Source organism: Corallococcus sp. AB038B (genome assembly GCF_003668955.1).
GTDB lineage: Bacteria > Myxococcota > Myxococcia > Myxococcales > Myxococcaceae > Corallococcus > Corallococcus exiguus.
The window spans coordinates 200,010-221,080 of the sequence record NZ_RAWO01000003.1; the positions used below are offsets into that span (position 1 = coordinate 200,010).

18 protein-coding genes are annotated in these 21,071 nt (G+C 70.6%); 8 read left to right on the top strand and 10 right to left on the bottom strand.

Features of this window, described 5'->3' with window-relative positions:
- Positions 1-55: 55 nt before the first annotated feature.
- On the bottom strand, positions 56-538 hold the full coding sequence (locus D7Y04_RS17135) for a peptidylprolyl isomerase (protein ID WP_121760006.1): 483 nt from the start codon (positions 536-538) through the stop codon (positions 56-58).
- A gap of 74 nt (positions 539-612) precedes the next feature.
- Entirely contained in the window at positions 613-1,890 is a 1,278-nt protein-coding gene (locus D7Y04_RS17140) for a dicarboxylate/amino acid:cation symporter (RefSeq protein ID WP_121760007.1), read from the bottom strand.
- 71 nt (positions 1,891-1,961) lie between these two features.
- Between D7Y04_RS17140 and D7Y04_RS17145 the strand changes: the two genes are divergently transcribed.
- Positions 1,962-2,600 (top strand): hypothetical protein, encoded by a 639-nt coding sequence (locus D7Y04_RS17145; protein ID WP_121760246.1) that lies wholly within the window; start codon positions 1,962-1,964, stop codon positions 2,598-2,600.
- On the opposite strand, the gene D7Y04_RS17150 is transcribed toward D7Y04_RS17145, so the two are convergent.
- Entirely contained in the window at positions 2,579-3,352 is a 774-nt protein-coding gene (locus tag D7Y04_RS17150) for a DNA methyltransferase (RefSeq protein ID WP_121760008.1), read from the bottom strand. The genes D7Y04_RS17145 and D7Y04_RS17150 overlap by 22 nt on opposite strands.
- A 92-nt stretch (positions 3,353-3,444) precedes the next feature.
- On the opposite strand from D7Y04_RS17150, the gene D7Y04_RS17155 reads away from it, so the two are divergent.
- On the top strand, positions 3,445-3,888 hold the full coding sequence (locus D7Y04_RS17155; RefSeq protein ID WP_120598034.1) for a type VI immunity family protein: 444 nt from the start codon (positions 3,445-3,447) through the stop codon (positions 3,886-3,888).
- Positions 3,889-3,906: 18 nt separating this feature from the next.
- Here the strand turns inward: D7Y04_RS17155 and D7Y04_RS17160 are convergent, their stop codons facing one another.
- The 4 genes from D7Y04_RS17160 to D7Y04_RS17175 form a co-directional block, all read right to left on the bottom strand.
- Complete coding sequence (locus D7Y04_RS17160) at positions 3,907-4,815, bottom strand: DUF2381 family protein (protein WP_120598033.1); 909 nt, start codon at positions 4,813-4,815, stop codon at positions 3,907-3,909.
- Positions 4,816-4,937: 122 nt separating this feature from the next.
- Complete coding sequence (locus D7Y04_RS17165) at positions 4,938-6,815, bottom strand: serine/threonine-protein kinase (RefSeq protein ID WP_121760009.1); 1,878 nt, start codon at positions 6,813-6,815, stop codon at positions 4,938-4,940.
- A gap of 379 nt (positions 6,816-7,194) precedes the next feature.
- On the bottom strand, positions 7,195-8,364 hold the full coding sequence (locus D7Y04_RS17170) for a TfuA-like protein (RefSeq protein ID WP_120598031.1): 1,170 nt from the start codon (positions 8,362-8,364) through the stop codon (positions 7,195-7,197).
- A gap of 164 nt (positions 8,365-8,528) precedes the next feature.
- Complete coding sequence (locus D7Y04_RS17175; protein WP_121760010.1) at positions 8,529-9,683, bottom strand: YcaO-like family protein; 1,155 nt, start codon at positions 9,681-9,683, stop codon at positions 8,529-8,531.
- Between the two features lie 120 nt (positions 9,684-9,803).
- Here D7Y04_RS17175 and D7Y04_RS17180 point away from each other — a divergent pair, with 120 nt between their 5' ends.
- From D7Y04_RS17180 to D7Y04_RS17200, 5 genes are all read left to right on the top strand, one after another.
- Positions 9,804-10,280, top strand: a complete 477-nt coding sequence (locus D7Y04_RS17180) for a peroxiredoxin (protein WP_120598029.1) — start codon at positions 9,804-9,806, stop codon at positions 10,278-10,280.
- A gap of 150 nt (positions 10,281-10,430) precedes the next feature.
- Positions 10,431-11,003, top strand: a complete 573-nt coding sequence (locus tag D7Y04_RS17185; protein ID WP_120598028.1) for an RNA polymerase sigma factor — start codon at positions 10,431-10,433, stop codon at positions 11,001-11,003.
- Positions 11,003-11,542: a zf-HC2 domain-containing protein gene (locus D7Y04_RS17190; RefSeq protein ID WP_121760011.1), complete on the top strand. Its 540-nt coding sequence runs from the start codon at positions 11,003-11,005 to the stop codon at positions 11,540-11,542. Before D7Y04_RS17185 ends, D7Y04_RS17190 begins: the two co-directional genes overlap by 1 nt.
- Before the next feature lie 5 nt (positions 11,543-11,547).
- Positions 11,548-12,036: a hypothetical protein gene (locus D7Y04_RS17195; RefSeq protein WP_121760247.1), complete on the top strand. Its 489-nt coding sequence runs from the start codon at positions 11,548-11,550 to the stop codon at positions 12,034-12,036.
- A 128-nt stretch (positions 12,037-12,164) separates the two neighbouring features.
- Positions 12,165-12,740 (top strand): DUF4136 domain-containing protein, encoded by a 576-nt coding sequence (locus D7Y04_RS17200; protein WP_120598035.1) that lies wholly within the window; start codon positions 12,165-12,167, stop codon positions 12,738-12,740.
- Positions 12,741-12,748: 8 nt separating this feature from the next.
- On the opposite strand, the gene D7Y04_RS17205 is transcribed toward D7Y04_RS17200, so the two are convergent.
- From D7Y04_RS17205 to uvrA, 3 genes are all read right to left on the bottom strand, one after another.
- Positions 12,749-13,894 carry a chemotaxis protein gene (locus D7Y04_RS17205; protein ID WP_121760012.1) on the bottom strand — a complete coding sequence of 382 codons (1,146 nt, stop codon included), beginning with the start codon at positions 13,892-13,894 and terminating at the stop codon, positions 12,749-12,751.
- Positions 13,895-13,978: 84 nt separating this feature from the next.
- Positions 13,979-14,539: a glutathione peroxidase gene (locus D7Y04_RS17210; RefSeq protein WP_169826933.1), complete on the bottom strand. Its 561-nt coding sequence runs from the start codon at positions 14,537-14,539 to the stop codon at positions 13,979-13,981.
- A gap of 34 nt (positions 14,540-14,573) precedes the next feature.
- Complete coding sequence (uvrA, locus tag D7Y04_RS17215; RefSeq protein ID WP_121760013.1) at positions 14,574-19,877, bottom strand: excinuclease ABC subunit UvrA; 5,304 nt, start codon at positions 19,875-19,877, stop codon at positions 14,574-14,576.
- A 167-nt stretch (positions 19,878-20,044) separates the two neighbouring features.
- Here uvrA and D7Y04_RS17220 point away from each other — a divergent pair, with 167 nt between their 5' ends.
- On the top strand, positions 20,045-21,058 hold the full coding sequence (locus tag D7Y04_RS17220; RefSeq protein WP_120598073.1) for a serine protease: 1,014 nt from the start codon (positions 20,045-20,047) through the stop codon (positions 21,056-21,058).
- Positions 21,059-21,071 lie beyond the last annotated feature (13 nt).

A 21,071-nucleotide genomic window follows, 5' to 3' on the forward strand; every position in this document is an offset into this window, starting at 1 on the left:
AGTGCACGCCCCCCGAGGTCACGAAACGCTCCGTGCCCGGAGGCAGGGAAAAGCGCTACCCGTGCGCGCCGCCCGGCCCGTGGACGTGGCCGTGCGCCAGCTCTTCCTGCGTCGCGTCACGCACTTCGCGCACGGTGACGTCGAAGTGGAGCGTCTTGCCGGCGAGCGGGTGGTTCAGGTCCACCACGACGTGGTCCGGGTTCACGGCGATGATGCGCAGGGGGACGTCGCCGTCCTCCGTCTGGGCCATCAGCGTGCCGCCCACCTGGGGCAGATAGGTGCTGGGCAGCATGGTGCGGGCGACGTTGCGCACGCCCTCCGGCTTGTGGATGCCGTAGCCATTCTCCGGGGTCACCACCACCTGCTTGCTGTCCCCCACTCCCAGGCCTTCCAGCGCGCCCTCCAGGCCGGGGACGATCTGCTTGTGCCCGTGCAGATAGGCGAGCGGCTGGTTCGGGGCGCTCTGGTCGATGATCTGCCCGTCTCCCATGTGGAGGCGGTAATCGAGGGCGACGACGCGACCGTTGGCGACTTTCATGCGGCTGAAGCTCCTTGGATTCGAAAGACGGCGGAGGGGACTTCGGTCAAAGGTGGAACCGGGGTGACGCCACGTCAGGCGGTGGGGGACTGCGCCGCCTCCTCGCCGACCGGCCGGTCGGGGGGCTCGCCGCGCGACACGTACACGGCGGCCGCCAGGTCTCCGGTGACGTTGAGCACGGTGCGGCACATGTCCAGGAAGCGGTCCACGCCGAGGATGAGGCCCAGGCCCTCCACGGGGATGTGGAACATGCCCAGAATCATGGCGATGACGGGGATGGAGCCCGCCGGCACGCCCGCGGTGCCAATGCCCGCCAGCACGCAGATGAACATGATGGTCGCCTGCTGCGTGAGGTCCAGCGGAACGCCATACACCTGCGCGAGGAAGAGGACGGTGACGCCCTCGAAGAGCGCGGTGCCGTTCTGGTTCATCGCGGAGCCGGCGGTGAGCACGAAGCGCGACACGTTGCGCGGCAGCTTCAGGTTCTCCTCCGCCACCTTGAGGGCGGTGGGCAGCGTGGCGCTGGAGGAGGACGTGGAGAACGCGGTGACAATGGCCAGCCGGCAGGAGCGGAAGAACTCCACCGGGTTGCGGCCGCCCAGGAAGCGCACGGACAGCGAGTACATGACGAACATGTGGATGCTCAACGCCAGCAGCACCACGCCCACGTACGACGCCAACTGTCCCAGGATGTGGAAGCCCAGGCGCGCCGTCATGGAGAACAGCAGCGCGCCCACGCCCACGGGCGCCAGTTGGAGCACTCCATCGATGAGCTTCATCATCACGTCATAGAGGCCCTGGATGACGTCCTTGAGCCGCTGCGCGGGCTCGCCCGGGGTGAGCGCCAGGCCCAGGCCGAAGATGAGCGAGAAGACGATGAGGCCAATCATGTCCCCATCCGCCGCGGCCTTCAGCGGGTTGGTGGGCACCATGGACATGAAGAGCGCGCCCATGGACGTGTCGCCGGGGGGCGGCGCGGCTTTGATGGTCGTGCCCGTGCGGGCCAGGGCGCGGGCCTCGTCGCTCAGGCCGTCACCGGGTCTCAGCGTGTTGACGAGCAACAGGCCGATGAGCACGGAGATGACAGAGAAGACGACGGTGTAGCCCAGCGTGCGGGCGCCCAGGCGGCCCACCTGCTTCAAGTCCAGCTCCGCCACGCCCACGACGAGCGCGGAGAACAGGAGCGGCACGACGAGCATCAGGAGCAGGCGGATGAAGATCTGCCCCAGCGGGTTGGTGACGTGCTCGACGAGCCAGATGAGCCAGTCCGCGCTCCCGAACACGGCGTTGCAGACGAGCCCGGCCACCGCGCCGACGGAAATGCCGAGGAGCATCTTCTGATGGGGCTTCATGAGGGGGCGAAGCCTACCGGTGAAAGGGAGTGGCGCCCACCTCGCGTTCAGGGGAAAGCTTCCGCCCCATCGTGGAATCCCTCGTCCAGCTCACCGAGCCCGCCCTGCCCCCGACCCTCTTCCAACGGCTGTCACGCCGAGTGGGGGACCTGAAGGGAGAGCGCCTGCGTCACACGTACCAGACGACGTTCTGGTACGCCTTCGGGTCCCCGGAGAACGTGGTGGAGGAGGTCATCCACACGCTGCGGCCCCGGGTGACGAAGGGCTGGAAGATCGCGGGCGTGGAGTGGTGGCTGTCCCGGATGCGGGCCACGGACGTGCGGGTGGACTTCCATCAGGACCGGGACGAGCGGCTGGCGTTGGCCACGGGGAAGCTGGTGCACCCGGTGCGCTCGTCGGTGTTGTTCCTCAACCGGGTGCGAGGCGGCGCGCTGGCGGTGACGCGGGATTTGCCGTGTGACGACAACCCGTCGCTCGCGCCGGACCGGCTGGAGGATTTGACGCTGGTGGCGCCGCGGCCCAACCGGCTGGTGGTGTTCGACGGGACGCTGACGCACGGGGTGCTGGACGCGGACAACCAGGTGCCGGACGGCAAGCTGCCGGGCCCTTCACGCGAGCGGCGCACGCTGGTGATGAACTGGTGGGGCCACCGTCCCACGGACGTGCCCCTGTGGAGCGAGACGCGCTTCTACCGGGCGCTGGCCAGCTGACGGGCGGTTTCGCGCAGGCGGTGGGTGACGCGCTCGGCCCACTCGGGTTCGACCTCCATGCAGACGGGGCGGCGGCCCAGGCGCAGGGCCGCGGAGGGCATGGAGCCGCTGCCGGCGAACGGATCCAACACGGTGTCGCCGGGGCGGCTCCAGGTGCGGACCAGGGGCTCCAGCACGGAGAAGGGCTTGTGGTGCGGGTGGCCGCCCCACTGCGCGGCCTCTGCGTCATCGTCGTAGCCGCCGACGACGGCCCACACGGTGGGGGCGTCCCCGAGGGCGAGCACCGGAGCGGGCGTGCGGGCGATGACGAGGGCGACCTCGTAGACGCGCAGCATCTGCTCGTTGGCGTTCTTGTCGGTGGTGCGCTTGCCCCAGACGTACTCGCCGCGCAGGTGGGTGTAGCCCAGGCCGTGCGCGGCGGTGAGGATGGGCTCCTTGCCCAGCAGGTTGGTCCAGATGATGAGGGGCGCGTCGGGGGTGAGGTGCGCGGTGGCGCGCGAGAGCCAGGCCTCGGAGAAGACGCGGTAGTCGCGCACGGACTCGAAGCGGACGATGGGGTTGCGGTCGATCTTCTTGTTCGCGCGGGGGTCGCGCAGGTCCCCGCCCTTGCGGCGCCGGGTGAGCAGGCAATACGGCGGGTCCGTGTGGAGCAGCGAGGCGCGGGTGTCGCCGAGGGCGGCCCGGTAGCCCTCGGGCTCGCGCGCGTCGGCGCGGACGCAGCGCAGGGATTCGGGCGTGAGGTCGGAGGTCATCGTGTGGAGCCACACCCTACCCGGCATGGGGACGGGGGTGCCGGGATTCTGGCACGCTCGGTGGCCATCTTGACTCGGCCTGGAGTAGCACCGTGACGCGTTCTCATCCCTACATCCGGGATGGCGTGAGCATTGCCTTCTACTTGAGGCATTCGCACCATGACATCACCCAGCGTATTGAACACATCCTCCATGTGTTTCAGCACGCTATCGCCCCGGCATCCCTGGATTGGTATTGCGATTACGAAGAGGACTTCCAGCTGGCACTGAAACTCGCAGCGGACCTCCCATTCGCCTCGGGACACGGGGGGCTTGCATTCAACGCCGAGCTTGGACTCCTGGAGGTCGATGAATGGATTCAGCGCGAACGCCTTCGCCATCCCGGAATGGATGTTCCCGATGAATCCGCGTCCCTGCACCTGGGCAAACACGTCCGCGGCGCCCATTGGATGAACTTCCTGGGGCCTCCGGTGCTCACGGAACTGCGTGTGGATGCCGAAGCCCAGCGTCGATGGGAGCGCCGCTTCCTGGACTGAGCCGGGCTGGGTGGGGACTCAGGGGAAGTTGACGCCACTCCACTGCACCGTCCGGGTACCATCCACATCCGTGACGCTCAGTTGATAGCCATCCAGCGCCGCGTTGTTGACATCGAACTCCAGGATCAATGTCGCCTCAGACTCAGCCGCAATGGGTCCGGTCTGAAAGGGCGGAAAGGATTGCCACTCCTTTCCCTTCCGGTCCACCAGCACGGCCCTCCCGATGATCCATGGCTTCTCGTCGGCCGTCCTCAGCACCAACTGCAAGGCCCGTCGCGGGCCCGCCGTGAACGCCGTACCTCTCTCCAGCTTGAATGAGCACGGACGCCTGCATTTCGCGGGCTCCCAATCTTTCTCGACCCCGATGCCAGGATGTTGCGTCGAGCCCATCAGGAGCCCCCGAAAACCCATCGGCTCACGCGTGCTCCCTCCCGAGGAAACGCGTTCCTGCCGCAAGCGCTCGATCTCCGCGCGAAGTTGCTGCACTTCCTGGCGGTACGACTCCGCGGAACGCACCCGTCGGAAGACTTCCACCTGCCGATCCACGGCGCCTGAATCCACCACCAAGGTCAAAGACAACCTTGAGGGAAGCGCCGAGCCCGGATCCTTGAAGGGAATGGACAGCTTCAAGCTGCTCCCCCCTTGCAAGTCATTGGACGGCACGAGCACGAGCACGGAACTGCCCGTGCTCACCCGAGCAAACTGTGCTCGTGACTCCAGGCTCAGTTGTTCCTGCTGGATGTCGGTATCGAAGAGGAGCGTCGTGCTCACCCCAGGCCCGATGTGGATGGGGCGCGTCCCCACGCCGTCCGCGCCCACTTCCATCCGGAGCGTCCCCTCAACCGCATCGCCTCCGACGGGGGGGGCCGCCAATACATGGGTCGACCAGAGAAGAACCGGAAGCGCGACGAACAGACAGGAGGGCACGGTGGGGAGGGCTCCTCGAACCGGGGAAGCAGGAGCTCCCTTCTATCACGGGGCTTTACGCGTACCCGCCGTTCGCGGATGACCCACCTCCACGAGTAGGCGTCGATGCGGCGAAGTGCCTACTACCTGGGCTCGTGCCAGATGTTGAGACGCTTGACCCCCAACACACCGAACAAGTGGCTCGGGACCCACCGGGTCGTGGCGCTGGTGTCCGGGGAGTACTTCGGCGCGTTCACCGCGTGGCCCCATTGAGCGCCATCCTCGTCGAAGTACTCCATGCAAATGGGGAAGACCCTCCCATCAGGTAGGGTGGCCTCCGTGAAGAGCAGTCGGGTGATCACCGGGTCGAACACCGCGCGGCCCTTCACGATCGTCCCTATCGGCAAGGCACCGCGACGTGCCGCCTCGCTATGGACGATGCCCTGGATGGGCCCTTCACGGATCTCCAGTTCCCTACTCTGCGACTCCTTCAGCCAGAGGCCGTACCAAATTTTGAAGCCGGAGTTCAACTCCAACATGGCCTCCTTGGCTCCCGCCGGGCACGGTTCGCTCTGATCCCTGTAAGTGTTGGCACTGCCACCCGCGCACGACGCGCCCACGCAGGCCGCAACGGCCGCGCCAGCGATCTTCCGCATGACACCGCCGTCCGCTCGCAGGGACTTCACGGAGGTTGTCGCAACCACGGAAGGCTCGGGCGGAGTCGGCTCCACCGCAGCGGAGACGCCCGCATCCGGGGAAGACGCCACCGCGAGCACGGCGGCATCGGGAAGACTCGGGGTTGGTGTCACGGACGAACTTCCTTTCTCAGACACAGGCGCTACGGCAGGTGGAGGACGGTCCGGCGTCTGTCGCGCCAGTCCGAAGATCAAGAAGCCCAGCAGGAGTGCTCCCAGGCCGAGCACCGCGCCGGAACGACTGCGCCGCTTCGGCTCGACGGCCTCCGCGGGTGAGGACGGTTCCGAAGGCGCTGACTCCCGGGCTTGCGCTGTCAGCTCCGTGGAGCTCCCAGGGAACTGAGACAGCGACACGACACCCCGGTCCAGGCCGGACGCATCCGGATCCGCAGGGACGTCCAGCGAGACCTTCCAGTCCGCGTGGCGCTTGTCCTTGGCCGCGTCCCAGAGCGCCTGCAGCAGCGTCTCCGTCCCCGAGTGGCGATCCTCGGGGCGCTTGGAGAGCAGCCGCATCGCGATGTCCGACAGGCTGGTGGGGACCTTGGGGTTGATGTCCTTCGGCGCTCGCGGCACCACCGTTTCGATGGCGGGCAGCAACCGTTCGTAGGGCAGGCGCGGGTCGAAGGCGTAGCCGTCCGTCAGGGACTCGTAGAGCAGCGCGCCCAGTGCGTAGAGGTCACCCGGGATGCCCGCGTCGAAGTTCGCGCCGGCCTTCCAGGAGCCTTCGCGCAGGAAGGTCACGCACTCCGGCGGCAGCAGGTGCGGCGACGCGGGCGCCACGCCCACGGTCAACGTGGAGGCCCCCGGGATGCGCGCCGTGCCCAGGTCGATGAGGATGGGGCGCTCATCCAGGCGGCGGATGAGCAGGTTGTCCGACTTGAGGTCGCGGTGATGCACGCCCCTGCGGTGGAGATCCGCCACCACCCGCACGACCTCCGTGTAGACGGTCAGCAGGTGCGCGGCGGAGGGCTTCACCCGCCAGCGCCACTCGTGGAACGTCTCTCCGTCCACGAAGTCGGTGACGTGGAAGAGGTAGCCGTCCGGTGGCTCCGGCCAGCGATCCACGGCGTGCACGCGCGGCAGGTTGGGATGCGGCGCGCACGCGAGCAGCGCCGCCACCTCCCGCGCGATCCGCCCGTTGACGTCCTCTTCATCGCTGGAGTGCTGGTTCGCCGGACGCAACGCGAGTTTCAGCGCGTAGACATGCCCGCCCCGCTCCACCTTGAAGACCCGGCCGAAGCCTCCCGCGCCCAGCGTCCCGACGATTCGCCACGGGCCGACGTGGTGGCCGACTTCAAGCTGGTCCGGGTGGAGCGGCGTGGTCATGCCGGTGACTCAAGCCGTGACACAACCTGGGAGGTGGGGACGGCCACCCGGGGTTTTGAGACCGGCGAGGGCGCCTTCCCTGCCACACCCCACCGCGGAGGTCGGATTCCCCGCAATCCGCGAGCGTGCCCGGCCGATGACGGCGCGGACCCACTTGGCGGAACCACCCAGGGAGCGGTGTTCAATGCGGACAACCTCCGGGGTTGACCCTATCTGGCCCTGCGGGGCTGTCACGTTTTTTCGTGACGCAGCAGGGGGGTCGAACCTGAACGGGCGTCCAACCCGCCAGGCAGCCTGGAGTTCGTGAAACAGGTTTCAGCCCGTCCGGATGTGACGGAGGGCTCTGTCTGGGATTGCGCGGGGGCGCGCCTCCGGCCGGCTATTCGCCTTCGTCGGATGCGTCGTCCGCTTCCGCCAGCGCGCGGGCGGCCTGTTCCCACTGGCCTCCCATGCGAGCCTCGGAAGCCAGGGCTTCGTCCCAGGAGGGACCATCCGGAAGGAACCGCGACGCGTGCTTCAAGGCCAGGCGCTCCAGCGCGCGGGCTTCGCACAAGCGGCGCAGCTCCAGCGCATCGAGCCCGTTCGCGGCGAGGAAGGCCTCACGGCGCGAGGCACGAACCTTCCGCTCGTTCCACCACGCGGCCTCTTCCGCTGCGATCTCCTCCTCCGTCGCGTCGAGCCCCAGCGAACGCGCCCAGCCCGCGAGCAATGCCCGCCGCAGGCCCGCCTCCGCCCAAGCCGCCGCATCGGGCGCGCCGCGCAGCAGTTCCATCACGCGCCCGGAGTCCACGGCACGCGAGCCCACGCGCGTCACGTCCTCCATCAAGCGCCGGCGCCGCACCAACGACGAAGGATTGCGCCGTACTCCAGGTTGCATCGGAGGCGCCCGGCTCACGAACTCCGCGCCCGTGCGCACGCATTCGATGGCATCCAGCCGCTTGAGGTCTTCCACTCCGCCAGAGAACCAGGCGTCCCAGGCTTCGCGCACGGGCCGCGTCCACGCGGGTTCCACGGCCTCGCGGATCCGGGGCCAGGTGCGCTCCTGGTAGAAGACGCCCGCGGCCGCGTCCACCAGGGCCTTTGCACCCGCGCGTCCCAATACGCGCGCCTTCAGTGCCAGCTCCGCAGCGTGCCGCACGTTCACCAGGGGCACCGTGAGGGGACGCCAACCGTGTTCGGCGTCCGCGTGCAGCAGCGCCACCTCCGAGTCGTCCACCGCCACGCCGTCGCGATACCAGCCGAATATGCGGCCCACGCCGACCACGCCGTGCTCGGACAGCTCCGAGGCTCGCAGCGCGCCCATGCTGCCTCCGCCGAAGACGGCCACGCCGGCCTCCAGCGCCGCGAGCAGTTCGTGATGCCAGACGGACGGCTGCGCCTCGAAGACTCCGTCCACCAGCACCAGCGCGCGGGGCTTGAGCGACAGCGCCCGCCACACGTCCCCCTGCCGCGCGGGAGGCAACACCGTGCACGGTGCGATCCGCCGCGCCTCGGCAGCGGGCAACGAGGGCCCCAGGAACACCACCAGGTCCTCCGGCCGGCGCTTCACACGAGCCCCTTCACGCGCAGGCCCCGCGTCGTGCCCTGTGGCCAGGCCCCCTGCATCCGTGGACCCGGTACCCCTGCGCTTCACGCGAGCCCCTTCACGCGCAGGCCCGCTCGCGGCATCCGGAACACTCACGGCCCCTGCCCTCTTCACACCTGACCGCCGCTTCACAGGAGCTCCGACACGCGCATGCCCGGCACCACGACCTTCCACACGTGCAGCCCGGGCACCGGGGCGTCCAGCGCCACGCCCGCCACCCTTGTGAATCCCAACTCGCCCAGCAGCGACAACACCGTGCGCACCTTCGCCGCCGCGGTCTTCGCGCGCCGGTCCATCGCGTCCGGCATCGCGTCCACCTCGCGACGGGGCCGCACCTCCGACAAGGCCTGCGCGAACCCCAGCGCCGCATCGCGGTCCGTCGCCGCCACGTCCTCACGGGCTCCGTGGATGTCCGTCAGCCGTGATTGCGCGGCCTCCAGCAAGGCCTTCAACAAGGCCTCATCCCGGTCCATCGCGCAGGCGTAGCCGGCCGTGAGCGGCACCGGGCCCTCGTCCGCGTCCACCAGCACCGCCGCGGCCACGGGCAGCCCCACCCTTCCCTTCGTCCGGGCCGTGGGCGTCACATCGAAGAGGTAGGCCCGGAACCCCTGGGCCCTCAGCGCGTCCCGCAGCGCGGCCGTTCGCGGAGCCCCGTCCTCCAATGCCTCCGGCCGCAGCATCCGCCCCACCACGCCCTCCTCCGACCAGCCCTCCGGCAGCGCCCGCGACAGCTGGTCCCGCTCCGTGGCCTCCAGCAGCGCGTGCAGCAGCGCCGGAGACGACTCCGGATGCGCCCCGGAGCCATTCGTCGTCCACGCCACCGACACCGGTCCCAGCTCCACCGTCCCCGAGGGCGGGCAGTACACCCCCTGCGCCGGCACCCAGACCCGCTCGTCTCCGTCCAGCGTCCGCGCCTCGCACCACGCCAGCCGCACCGCAGGCCCCGCGAGCCTCGGCGCCACCACCGCGCCCGCCGACCCGAGTTCCTCCACGCCCCAGACCGTGTCGCCTTCCCGCGCCAGCTCCGTCCGGGAACCCCATCGCAGCCGCTCCGGCCGCACCGTCTCCGCCGCCCACAGCTCCGCGGTCTCGAAGAGCGCGCCCCGGGCCGCGGCGTCGAAGGTCAGCCCCTTGCCATTACACACCTGGAGCACGTGTCCACCCGGACGCACCGCGCATGCGACCTCCACGCCAGTGCGGTCCAGGCCGGTGACTCGCGCGACCCGGGTCACTCCCAGGCCACGGGCCAGGGCATCGAGGAAGGCGGGGGAGACGGAATCCATCGAGGCAGTCGACACGGGGGGCACCTTAGCGGACCCCCGGCGCGGCGCGGCGTGGGATGACGGGGAAAACGTGGTAGGGGAAGGGCAACCCCCGCCGTATCGGGCTGGAGCGCGCATCGAATGATTGCCGTCGGAGAACTCGCACCGGACTTCGCCTCGACCGACTGCCATGGGCAGACCGTTCGATTGTCGGAGCTGCGAGGCCGGCGCGTCGTGCTCTTCTTCTTCCCCCGCGCCTTCACCGTGGGCTGCACCATCGAGAACCGGGCCTTCAGGGACAACCACGAGCGGATCCGCGAGCTGGGCGCGGAGCTCGTCGGCGTCTCCGTGGACACGCTCACCACCCAGTGCGACTTCGCCGAACAGGAGGGCATCCACTTCGCCCTCCTCGGAGACGACGAGCGGCGGATCAGCCGCGCCTGGGGCGTGCTGTGGCCGGTCCTCAACATCGACCGGCGCGTCACCTTCATCGTCGGCGCGGACGGCGTCGTCGAACACGTCATCCACCACGAGGTGCGCGTCTACCGCCACCTGGATGACGTGCTGAAGTACCTCCAGTCCCACCCCACCCCGGGCAGCAACACCGCCTCCGCCTGAAGCCTTGCGCCCGCCCGCCTGCCCGGTACCGGACGTCTTGCACACGTCCCGGGAGGCGAAAAACGGGCCGGAAAATAACCTTCCGGCCCCTGGAGGGTTCAAGCCCCTGTGAGCGGACGGGTCCTAGGACTGGTGCGGCCCGGTGGGGCCGTGAGCGCTCTCTCGGATGAAGCCCTGTGTGGGGCCTTCCTCGCGGGGGACGCGACGGCGTTCGGCCAGCTCTTCGAACGGCACCGGGGCCTCGTCTTCTCGCTGATGCGCCGCTACACCGTGAGTGCGGAGGACGCGGCGGACCTGACGCAGCAGGCGTTCCTCCGGGCCCTGGAAGCGTCGCGACGGGTGTTCGCGCGCTTCACGCCCACCACGCCCACGCCGTTCCGTTCGTGGTTGGTGCGGGTGGCGCTCAACCTGGCCAAGAACCACGCGCGCCAGGGGCTGCGGTGGCGGCCGGTGCTGGTGGAGTCGGTGACGGATGACCTGGCGGCGGACCTGAGCGAGGGCGCGGACGCGTCGCTGGAGCGCACCCAGCAGGGCCAACGGGTGCGCCAGGCGGTGCTCGCCCTGCCCCGCCGTCAGCGCGAGGTGCTGACGCTGCGGGTGGACGGTGGACTGCCGTTCAAGGACATCGCCGAGACGCTGGGCATCACGGAGAACAACGCGAAGGTGCAGTTCCACCACGCGGTGAAACGCTTGAAGGCCGACGTGGCCGGGGAGACGCAGTGATGGGTGCGTGCGTGGAATACGAGGAGCAGGCGAGCCTCCACGCCGCGGAGGCGCTGGAGGGCGAGGAGGCCGCGCGCTTCCAGGCCCACCTGGAGTCCTGCGCGGCCTGTCAGGCGGAGGTGGCCTCCGCGCGCGAAGTCCTGGGCCTGGTGGCGCTGCCGCCCCAGACGCCCGTGGAGGTGCGCGCGCAGGAAGGCCTGGGCTCCAGGACCCTGGCGGCGTGGCGCCGGGAGCAGACGCGCCGGGGCATGGGCCGCCGGGCGCTGGGTTCGCTCGCGGCCGTGGCGGCGGTGGTGGCGCTGATGCTGGGGCCGTCCGCGCTGGAGCGGCTCAAGGCGCCCCACCCGGTGACGACGCCGGCCGCCGTGCAGTCCGCGAGCGCCCGCGACGACGTGGACGCGGAGACGCTGGCCGCGTTCGAGGCGTGGGCCGGGTTGGATCCGCTGGAGGATGACGGCTCGGGGTACGGCCTGGACGAGGACCTGTCGTGGGACGACTCCGACCTGGACGGGGACTTCGACCTGGGAGAGACACTGTGAAGACGATGAAGCGGATGACCTGGGTGCTCGTGTTCGCGCTGCCGGTGATGGCGCTGGCGCAGCCCGGGCCGAAGGAGCCAGGGGCGCGTGACTCCGACCGCATGGCCCGGGCCGAGCAGCGGCAGCGACTGCGGCAGGTGCTGGAGCTGGCGGACACGCTGGAGCTGGACAGCGCGCAGGCCCTGAAGATGGATGAGACGCTGCGCCGCTTCGAGGACCGGCGCCGCCCGCTGCGCGAGCAGGTGCGGGACTCGGCGCGCATCCTCCATCTGGCGTCGCGAGGCGACAGCGCGGCCCTGGGTCAGGTGGACGCGGCGGCGCAGAAGGTCTTCGACGCCCGGGCGCAGATCGCCGCGCTGGACCGGGAGCTGTACCAGGCGCTCGCCAAGGACCTGACCCCGGAGAAGCGCGCGCGGCTGGCCGTGGTCATGGCCCGCTCCGAGGGCATGAAGGGGATGAAGGCCAAGGGACCGAAGGAATCGCGCGGCGACTGAGGACGCCCCTCCCTCAAGTCCGAGGCGAACGGGCGGACATGGACGGACCTCCCCGGGGGCCATACCCAACGTCATGGCATTGACCGTGTCCCTCCCCAAGGGACGCGCTTCTCCCCATGGAGTCCGCCATGCGTCTGCTGTCCCGTGTTCTTCCCGTGCTCGTGGGCCTTGGGCTCGCGTCCTGCGCGGGCGTCGATGTCAACACCAACTACGACCCCGCCGCCGTCCAGCGCATCAACCAGTTCCACACCTATGCGTGGCTGACGCATCCCCAGCAGACGAAGGACTCGCGCATCAACAACGACATCACCAACAGCCAGGTGACCGGAGCGGTGGACCAGGACCTCCAGGCCCGCGGCTACCAGAAGGTGGACGCGAGCGCGAACCCGGACTTCCTCATCGGCTGGCAGGGTGCCATCGACAAGCGGTTGTCCGCGGATACGGTGGACAACTACTGGGGCTACCCGTGGGATCCGTTCTGGGGTTCGTACTACGGGCCCTCGCAGACGTACGTGCGCGAGTACGACGTGGGCACGCTCATCCTCGACGTGGTGGACGCGAAGGAGAAGAAGCTCGTCTGGCGCGGCACGGCCCAGTCGGACATCGGCGACAGCCCGAGCGCCCAGACCGACAGCGGCAAGGTTGAAAAAGGCGTGGAGAAGATGCTGAAGGACTTCCCGCCCGAGCCGAAGGAGAAGAAGTAGGCGCTCCTTCAGCGAGTGCGCCGCCACGCCCGCGTGAGCAGCAGTCCTCCCAGGAGGCCACCCACGCCCAGCAGCACCGCCAGCAGCGTGAGCCAGAGGAACACGCGGTCCACCAGCGGGCCCAGCCGGTCGAACGCGTGGTCCACCCAGCCGCGCGCCAGCCCGTCCAACTGCTGGAACGTGGCCACGCGTTCGGCGTGCAGGGCGGCCTCCACCGCCTGCCGCTCCCGGTCCACGTCCGCGAGCACCGCCCGCCGCTCGCCGGTGATGAACTCCTGGAGGCCCAGGCGTTCGGCGTGCACCGCGTCCAGCACCGCGCGGCGCTCGCGTTCGATGAGCGCGGGCGAGTTCGCGGCCAACGCGCCCACGCGGTCCAGCAGGTCCACCGTGCGCCCCAGCTCCGCCAGCGCGGCCTGGACGGTGGGCGCATGCAGGGCATCCGTCGCGACCAGCTCCGCCTGCCAGCGCGCCTGCCGGGGCAGGCTGGTCGCGTAGAGGTCCACGCGCGCGGTGAGGTCGCGCGTGTCCTCGACGAGGCCGGCGGCCGTGGACCGCAGGCCTCCGCCCGTCACTTCCGTGAGGGAGGCCAGCAGGGCCGTGGTGGATTCGCGCGTGACGAGCGGCCCGGTCAGCGGGTGCGCCGCGGCCCAGGCGTGCACCTTGTCGCGGGTCTGGGTCACGTCCTCGCGACCGGTGACCTCGCGCCACTCGGCCTCCACTTCGGACTCCAGCGCCACCAGCGCGTCATGGGCATGCGCCAGCAGCTCCGGCGATGCGTCCACGGCGGTCTGCGGCAGCGAGTCCTCGATCTGGGCCAGCAGTGTCCAGGTGTCGATGAGGGCAGCCACCGGATCCGGCTGGAAGAGCGCGCTCTGCACGGCGGGCACCGCGTTGGCCTTGAAGCGCAGCATGGCCGAAGCCACGTGCGGCGAACCGGAGCGCGCGGCCAGGTCGTCCGCCAGGGCCTCGATGAGTCCGGAGAAGCGCCGGGCCAGGTCCCGCACCCGCGTGCGCATCACCGCCACGGACAGGTCGGACCGCCCCACGCGCGTGGTCAGCGCCGAGCGCTGCGGCGCCAGCGATGCGCATCCACCACACAGCGCCGCGAACAGCACCACGGTCACGACGCGTACGGGGAAGAGAGCCGGAGCCATGGTCCGGCACCCAAGCTGCGCACGCCCTGCCCCGCCGCCGAGCAGTCCCCCGGGGCGGAGCCAACGTCGGACGTCCGACGCCCGTCACTTCTCCGCGAGCGCCTTGTCGATGGCGGCCTTCAGCTCCGGGCTGTCCGGCGTGACGCTGCTGGGGAAGGCGGCCTTCACCTGGCCGTCCTTGCCCACCACGTACTTGTGGAAGTTCCACTTGGGCTCGCCATGGTCCTTGGCGAGGAACGCGTAGACGGGGGACTGGCCCTCGCCCTTGGTCTTCACCTTCTCGAACATGGGGAAGGAGACCTTGAAGCGCAGCTCGCAGAACTTCGCGATCTGCTCGGAGGTGCCCGGCTCCTGGCCGCCGAAGTCGTTGGACGGGAAGCCCAGGACGACCACGCCCTTGTCCTTGTAGCTGTCGGAGAGCGCCTGGAGGCCCTTGTACTGCGGCGTGTAGCCGCACTCGGACGCCGTGTTCACGACGAGGGCGACCTTGCCCTGGAAGTCCGACAGCTTCTCGGGCTTGCCGTCGAGCCGGTTGGCGGAGAGCTGGTGGAAGGACATGGTTTTCTTCTCGGTCTTGTCCGCGGCGGAAGCCACCGTGGAGAGGGAGAGCACCGTCGCGACGGTGAACAGCAGGGAAGTTCTCATGGCGGGCGCAGGATGCCGGAAGGAGCGCATGGATTCACCGTCCCCGTGAGGCGACACGCGCCTTGGGTTCTTCAGTGGAAAAAACCGACTTGAGCACACGCCCCGTGGGCGTCTTGAGCTTCGCCACCTCGCGAGGCGTACCTTCGCCCACGATGCGGCCTCCGCCCTCGCCACCCTCCGGCCCCAGCTCCACCACGTGGTCCCCCGCGGCGATGACCGACGGGTGGTGCTCGATGACGACCAGCGTGTCGCCCCGGTCCACCAGCCGGCCCATGAAGGTGATCAGCTTCTCCACGTCGCCCAGGTGCAGGCCGGTGGTGGGCTCGTCCAGCACGTACAGCGTGGGCTCGTGGCGGGAGGTGGCCGTCAGCTCCGCGGCCAGCTTGAGCCGCTGCGCCTCACCGCCGGACAGCGTGTTGGAGCCCTGCCCCAGCTGCAGGTAGCCCACGCCCAGGTCCGCCAGGCACTCCAGCGGCGCGGCGACCTTGGGCAGCGCGCGGAAGACGTCCTTGGCCTCGTCCGCGGACAGGCGCAGCACGTCGCCCACGGTGAGCCCGTGGTAGCGCACCTCCAGCGTGGCGGCGTCGAAGCGCGCCCCGTTGCAGGCCTCGCACGGCGTGACGACGTCCGGCAGGAAGGACATCTCGTGGGAGATGGCGCCCTGCCCTTCGCACACCTTGCAGCGGCCACCCGCCGCCGTGTTGAAGGAGAAGCGCGCGGGCCCGAAGCCGCGAATCTTCGCCTCCGGAGTGGCCGCGAACACGCGGCGCAATTCGTCCCAGATGCCCAGGAACGTGGCCGGCACCGAGCGCGGCGTGCGCCCGATGGGCGACTGGTCCACCGACAGCACCCGCTTGATGGACTCCGTGCCCTTGAGCGCGTCGAACGCGCCGGCCTTCGCCGTGACGAGCCCCAGCTTGTCGCGCAGCGCCGGGAACAGCACCTGCCGGATGAGCGTGCTCTTGCCGGAGCCCGACACGCCGGAGACGACGTTGAGCCGTCCCACTGGCAGCTTGAGGTCCACGCGCTGGAGGTTGTTCGCGCGGGCGCCCTTCAGCTCCACCCAGGCCTTGGGCTCACCCCGGCCGGACGGAGGCCGCACCTGCGCGGCCCGGAGCGCCTGCGCGGTGGGCGAGTCCGACTCCAGCACCACATCCGGCGTGCCCTCCGCCAGGATGTGGCCACCGCCCCGGCCGCCCGTGGGCCCCAGGTCCAGCAGGTGGTCCGCGGCGCGGATGGTGTCCGAGTCATGCTCCACCACCAGCACCGTGGAGCCCGTCTCCACCAGCGCGCGCAGGTTGTCGAGCAGCCGGTGCGTGTCGCGCGGGTGCAGGCCGATGGTGGGCTCGTCCAGCACGTACATCGCGCCGGTGAGGCCCGCGCCCAGCTGCGCGGACAACCGCAGCCGCTGCATCTCGCCGCCGGACAGCGTGGCGGCGTTGCGGTCCAGGGACAGGTAGCCCAGGCCCACGCGCTCCAGGAACTCCAGGCGCCGCAGCATCTCCTGCCGCGCCGTCTCGCCCAGCAGCGCCCGGTCGCCCTTGAGCTTCCAGGTGCGTACGCGAGCGAGCGTGGCCGTCACCGACGCCTGCACCACCTCGTGGTAGCGCGCACCCTCCAGCCGCACCGCGCGCGGCACCGGGGACAAGCGGGTGCCATCGCACGTGCGGCACGGGGCCGTCTCGCCCTCGGCCATCGCGGAGGGGCCGCCCTGCACGCCGGTGCCCTCGCACGACTCGCAGCGGCCCTGCTTCGTGTTGAAGGAGAACCAGCGCGGATCCAGCTCCGGCACGGCGGTGCCGCACTTCGGGCAGGTGCGCTCGCTGGACAGGAGCGTCTCCGCCTTGCCCGTGCGCAGCTTCACCGCGCCCTTGCCCCAGTTGAGCGAGGACTCGAACAGCTCGCGCGGCAGCTTCGCGAGCTTGCCCTCGTACATCACGAGGTCGATGTCGTGCTCCTTCGTCTTCGCCAGGCGCGGCGGGTTGTCCGTGGACGCCAGCTCCCCGTCGACGATGGCCTGGGTGATGCCCGCGCGCGCCGCCGCGGTGAAGACATCCAGGTACGTGCCCTTGCGCGAGCGCACCGCGGGCGCCAGCACCTGCCCGTCGCCCTTGGTCGCCAGCACCTGCGCGTAGAGCGCGGCCGGCGTGGTGGCGCCGATGGGCGTGTCGTCATGCGGGCAGTGCGGCTCGCCAATCTTCGCGTACATGAGCCGCAGGTAGTGGGCCACCTCCGTGACGGTGGCCACGGTGCTGGTGGACCCCGCGCGCGACGTGCGCTGCTCCAGCGCCACGGTGGGCGGGATGCTGCTGATGCGCTCCACGTCTGGACGCGGAAGCGTGGGCAGGAACTGCCGGGCGTACGGCGTCAGCGTCTCCAGGAAGCGGCGCTGGCCTTCCGCGAAGACGACGTCGAACACCAGCGAGCTCTTGCCGGAGCCGCTGGGCCCCGTCACCACCGTCATCTTCCCCAGGGGAATGCGGCAGGACACGTCCTTGAGGTTGTGCTCGCGCGCGTGCTCCACCTCGATGGCGGGCGGAGCTTCCTTCCCCGGGCGGCGCAGCTTCACTGCCTTCGCCAGCGGCTTGCCCTCGCCCCGGAGCGCGGCGGCAGTGGCGCTGCCCTGCGCCTTCGCCACATCCGAGGGCGTGCCCTCGGCCACCAGTCGGCCACCGTCCCGGCCGCCCTTGGGCCCCAGGTCGATGATCCAATCCGAGCCCTTCATCACCGACACGTCGTGGTCCACCACGAGCACGCTCGCGCCCCGGTCCACCAGCGCGTGCAGCGACGCCATCACATGGCTCACGTCCTCCGCGTGGAGGCCCGCGCTCGGCTCGTCGATGAGGAACAGCGTGCCCTTCGCGTCGCTGGCCAGCGCGCGCGCCAGCTTCAGCCGCTGCGCCTCGCCGCCGGACAGCGTGGACAGGGGTTGGCCCAGGGGCAGGTAGCCCAGGCCCAGCCGCTGCGCCGGCCCCAGGGTGCGCTTGAGCGCGGAGTCATCGCCGAAGTGCTGGAGCACCTCGTCCACCGTCATCTCCAGCACCTGCGCCACGCTGAAGCCCTGGTGCCGGACGGCGAGCACCTCCTCCTTGAAGCGTCGGCCCCGGCACACCGCGCACAGCAGGGCCACGTCCGCGAGGAACTGCATCTCCACCGTCTCGTAGCCTTCACCGGAGCAGGCCTCGCAGCGGCCCTTGTCCACGTTGAAGGAGAAGTGCGCGGACGTCAGGCCCCGCACCTCCGCGTCGGGCTCCGAGGCGAAGCGCTCGCGCAGACGGTCCCACGCCTTGGTGTACGTGGCCGCGTTGCCGCGCGACGTGCGCCCCAGCGGGGACTGGTCCACGAAGGTGATGGCCTCCACCTGCGCTCCCCCCTCTACTGCCGCCACGTCGCCGGGGGCCTCCACGTCCTTCACGCCCAGCCCGCGCGCCAGGTGCCGGTAGAGCACCTCGTCCATCAGCGTGCTCTTACCGGAGCCGCTGGGGCCGGTGATGGCGCACAGCACGCCCAGCGGCACGCGCACGGACACGTCCTTCAGGTTGTGCTCGCGCGCCTCGCGGATGACGAGTTCGCCCGTGCGGGTGCGCGGCGTGCGCGGCGCCTCCGTACCCCCGGACAGCATGCGTCCCGTGGGCAGGTCCTGCCGCTTCGCCAGCGCCTCCGGGGTGCCGTCGAAGCACAGCTTGCCGCCCTGGCGTCCCGCGCCCGGGCCCAGTTCCAACACCCGGTGCGCGGAGCGGATGATCAGCGGATCATGCTCGATGACCAGCGCGATGTTGCCCCGGTCCGCCAGCTCCGCGATGGCCTCCGTGAGCGGCGGCACGTCCCCCGGGTGCAGGCCCACGGTGGGCTCGTCCAACACGAAGAGCGCGCCCGTCAGCGACGTGCCCAGCGCCGCGGTCAGCGACACGCGCTGCGCCTCGCCGCCCGACAGCGTGCGCGCGGGCCGGTCCAGCGTGAGGTAGCCCAGGCCCACGCGCTGGAGATAGCGCAGGCGCGCGGACAGCTCCCGCCGAGCCAGGTCGCCCTGCCCCGTCAGCGTCTTCAGCCCGTCCAGCCGGGCCAGCGCGTCCGTCAGCTCCAGCCCGTGCCAGGCCGGCAGGGTCAGTCCGCCCACGCGCCACGCGCGGGCCTGCTCGTTGAGGCGCGCGCCGTGACAGCTCTCGCAGAGCGAGTACGCGCGATACCGGGCCAGCAACACGCGCACGTGCATCTTGTACGTGCGGCCCTCCATCCACCGGAACCACGCACGCACGCCCGGGTAGACGCGGCCGCCGTCGTAGTCGCCCTCACCCTGGAGCACCGCCTCGCGCTGGGCGGCGGTGAGCTTCTCCCACGGCTTGTCGAAGGGGATGCCCTTCTGCTTGCAGTAGCGCTGGAGCATCTCCCGCTCCCAGCTGGTGGACTGGCCGGACCACGGGCGGATGGCGCCCTCCGCCAGGCTCAGCGCCGGGTTGGGGATCACCTTCCCCCAGTCGATGCCAATGGTGCGCCCGAAGCCGCGGCACGGCGCGCACGCGCCCACCGGGCTCTGGTAGCTGAAGAGGCCCGGCCGGGCGAGCTCGAACTCACGCGCGCACTTGGGACACACCAGGCCCCGGCGCAGCTTCTTGGGCGCGGTCTCAGGCAGGAAGAGCAGCGCCTCGCCATCCGCGCGCGCCCACGCGTCCTCCAGCGCCTGGGTGACTCGGGACAGGTTCGCGTCCGTCAGCTTCACCCGGTCCACCACCACCTGCGCCACGCCCGCAGGGTCGGTGGCCTCGCCCGGCTTGAGCGTCTCCAGCTCCTTCACTTCCCCCTGCACCATCAGCCGGTGGTAGCCGTCCTTCAGCAGGCGGGCCCGCGCGTCGATGAACGCGGACGTGTCGGGGATGCGCACCGGGTACGTGAAGACGCCCTGCGCGTCCGGGTGCTCACGAAGCGCCGCCCGGGCGGCCACGCGCGCATCGGTGCGCACCGCCTCCAAGCCACAGTCCGGACACACCGGCATCGCCTCGCGGGTGAAGAGCGCGGACAGGTACGGCTCCACGTCCGCCAGCGTGGCCACCGTGGAGCGCGAGCTCTTCACCGGCGCGCGCCGGTCCACCGCGACGCCCGCGGCCACCGGCTCCAGCGCGTCCATGGGCGGCCGCTCCAGCCGCTCCAGGAACTGCCGGGCGTATGGGCTGAAGCTCTCCACGAACCGGCGCTGCCCCTCCGCGTAGAGCGTGTCCAGCGCGAGGCTCGATTTGCCGCCTCCGGACACGCCGGTGACGCAGACGAACTCTCCTTCGGAGAGATCGACGGACAAATCCTTGAGGTTGTGGGTGCGGGCGCCGACGAGGTGGGTCTTGTGCATGCCGGCCGGAGGTTTAACGACCGGACACTCGCGCGCCAATCACAACATGAAGGCCAACATCGCCCCGCCCGGGTGGGTTGGGTGGGGAGCGGGCAGGCTGATACAACGTGATGCAGCCGGTCACATGGAACGCATCCCGTGGGAATGCCGGCTGAACGGGGGTGGCCATGTCCGACGACGTCCAGGCACGCCGTGCGCGGGCCGAAGAGGCCCTTCGGCGCACGAGTGCCTCCCTGGTGTTGCTGGACCTGGGCGGCCACACCGCCACGGGCTTCGTCATCTCCTCCGAAGGCCACGTCGTCACCAGCCTCCACGCGGTGGCCAGCGCGCGCGCCATCACCGCCGTGCTGCCGGACGGCCTGCGCTCCTCCGTGGTCCAGGTGGCGGCCGTGGACGAGCGCCGCGACCTGGCCGTCCTGTGCCTGTCCGTTCCGGACCTGGTGCCCGCCCTCTCGCTGGGCCCGGCCACGCTGCCCTCGGAAGGCGAAGCCCTGAACGTCGTCCAGGCCCACGCGGACCGCTCCCCGGAAGCGCGCACCCTGGAGGTCCGCGCGGTGCAGGTGCTGGGCGAATGGCTCACCCTGCTGGAATTGTCCCGCACGCTGCCCGAGGACGCGTCGGGCTCGCCGGTGCTGGACGCGCGCGGGCAGGTGGTGGGGCTGGCCACCGCGGCGCTCGCCAACGGCCGCGCGCTGGGGCTGGTCATCCCGGTGCGCTACATCGCGCCGCTCCTCAAGACGCCCGGCCCACCCCGTCCGCTGTCCGCGTTGGACGCGCCCCGGCAGCGCGCCACCCGCGTGCGTCAGGTGCCGCAGCACCCCGTGGGCCTGCTCGAGGGCTGCGCGACGCCGGCCGTGGAGTCCGTGGCCTCACTGCTGGGTCAGGCCATCAACGTGGGCGCACCCGCCTACAACCGGGGCGACGTGGAGGGCTGCTTCCGGCTCTACGCGCACACCGCCGAACAGCTCATCGACGAGCGCGACGACTGCCCCGGCGTCCAGCGCGCGCTGCGCGACGGCCTTCTGCGCTGCGAGGGCCTGAAGGATGTGGAGGACCGGGCCTGGGCCCTGCGCGACACGTTCGACGGGTTGATGGACGTCATCGGCCGGTGGCGCCAGGCGCGCCCGGCGCCACTCACCCCCGCCAACAAACGCCCCCCGCCGAAGACGTACCTCAACTAGCGGCGGAGGACAC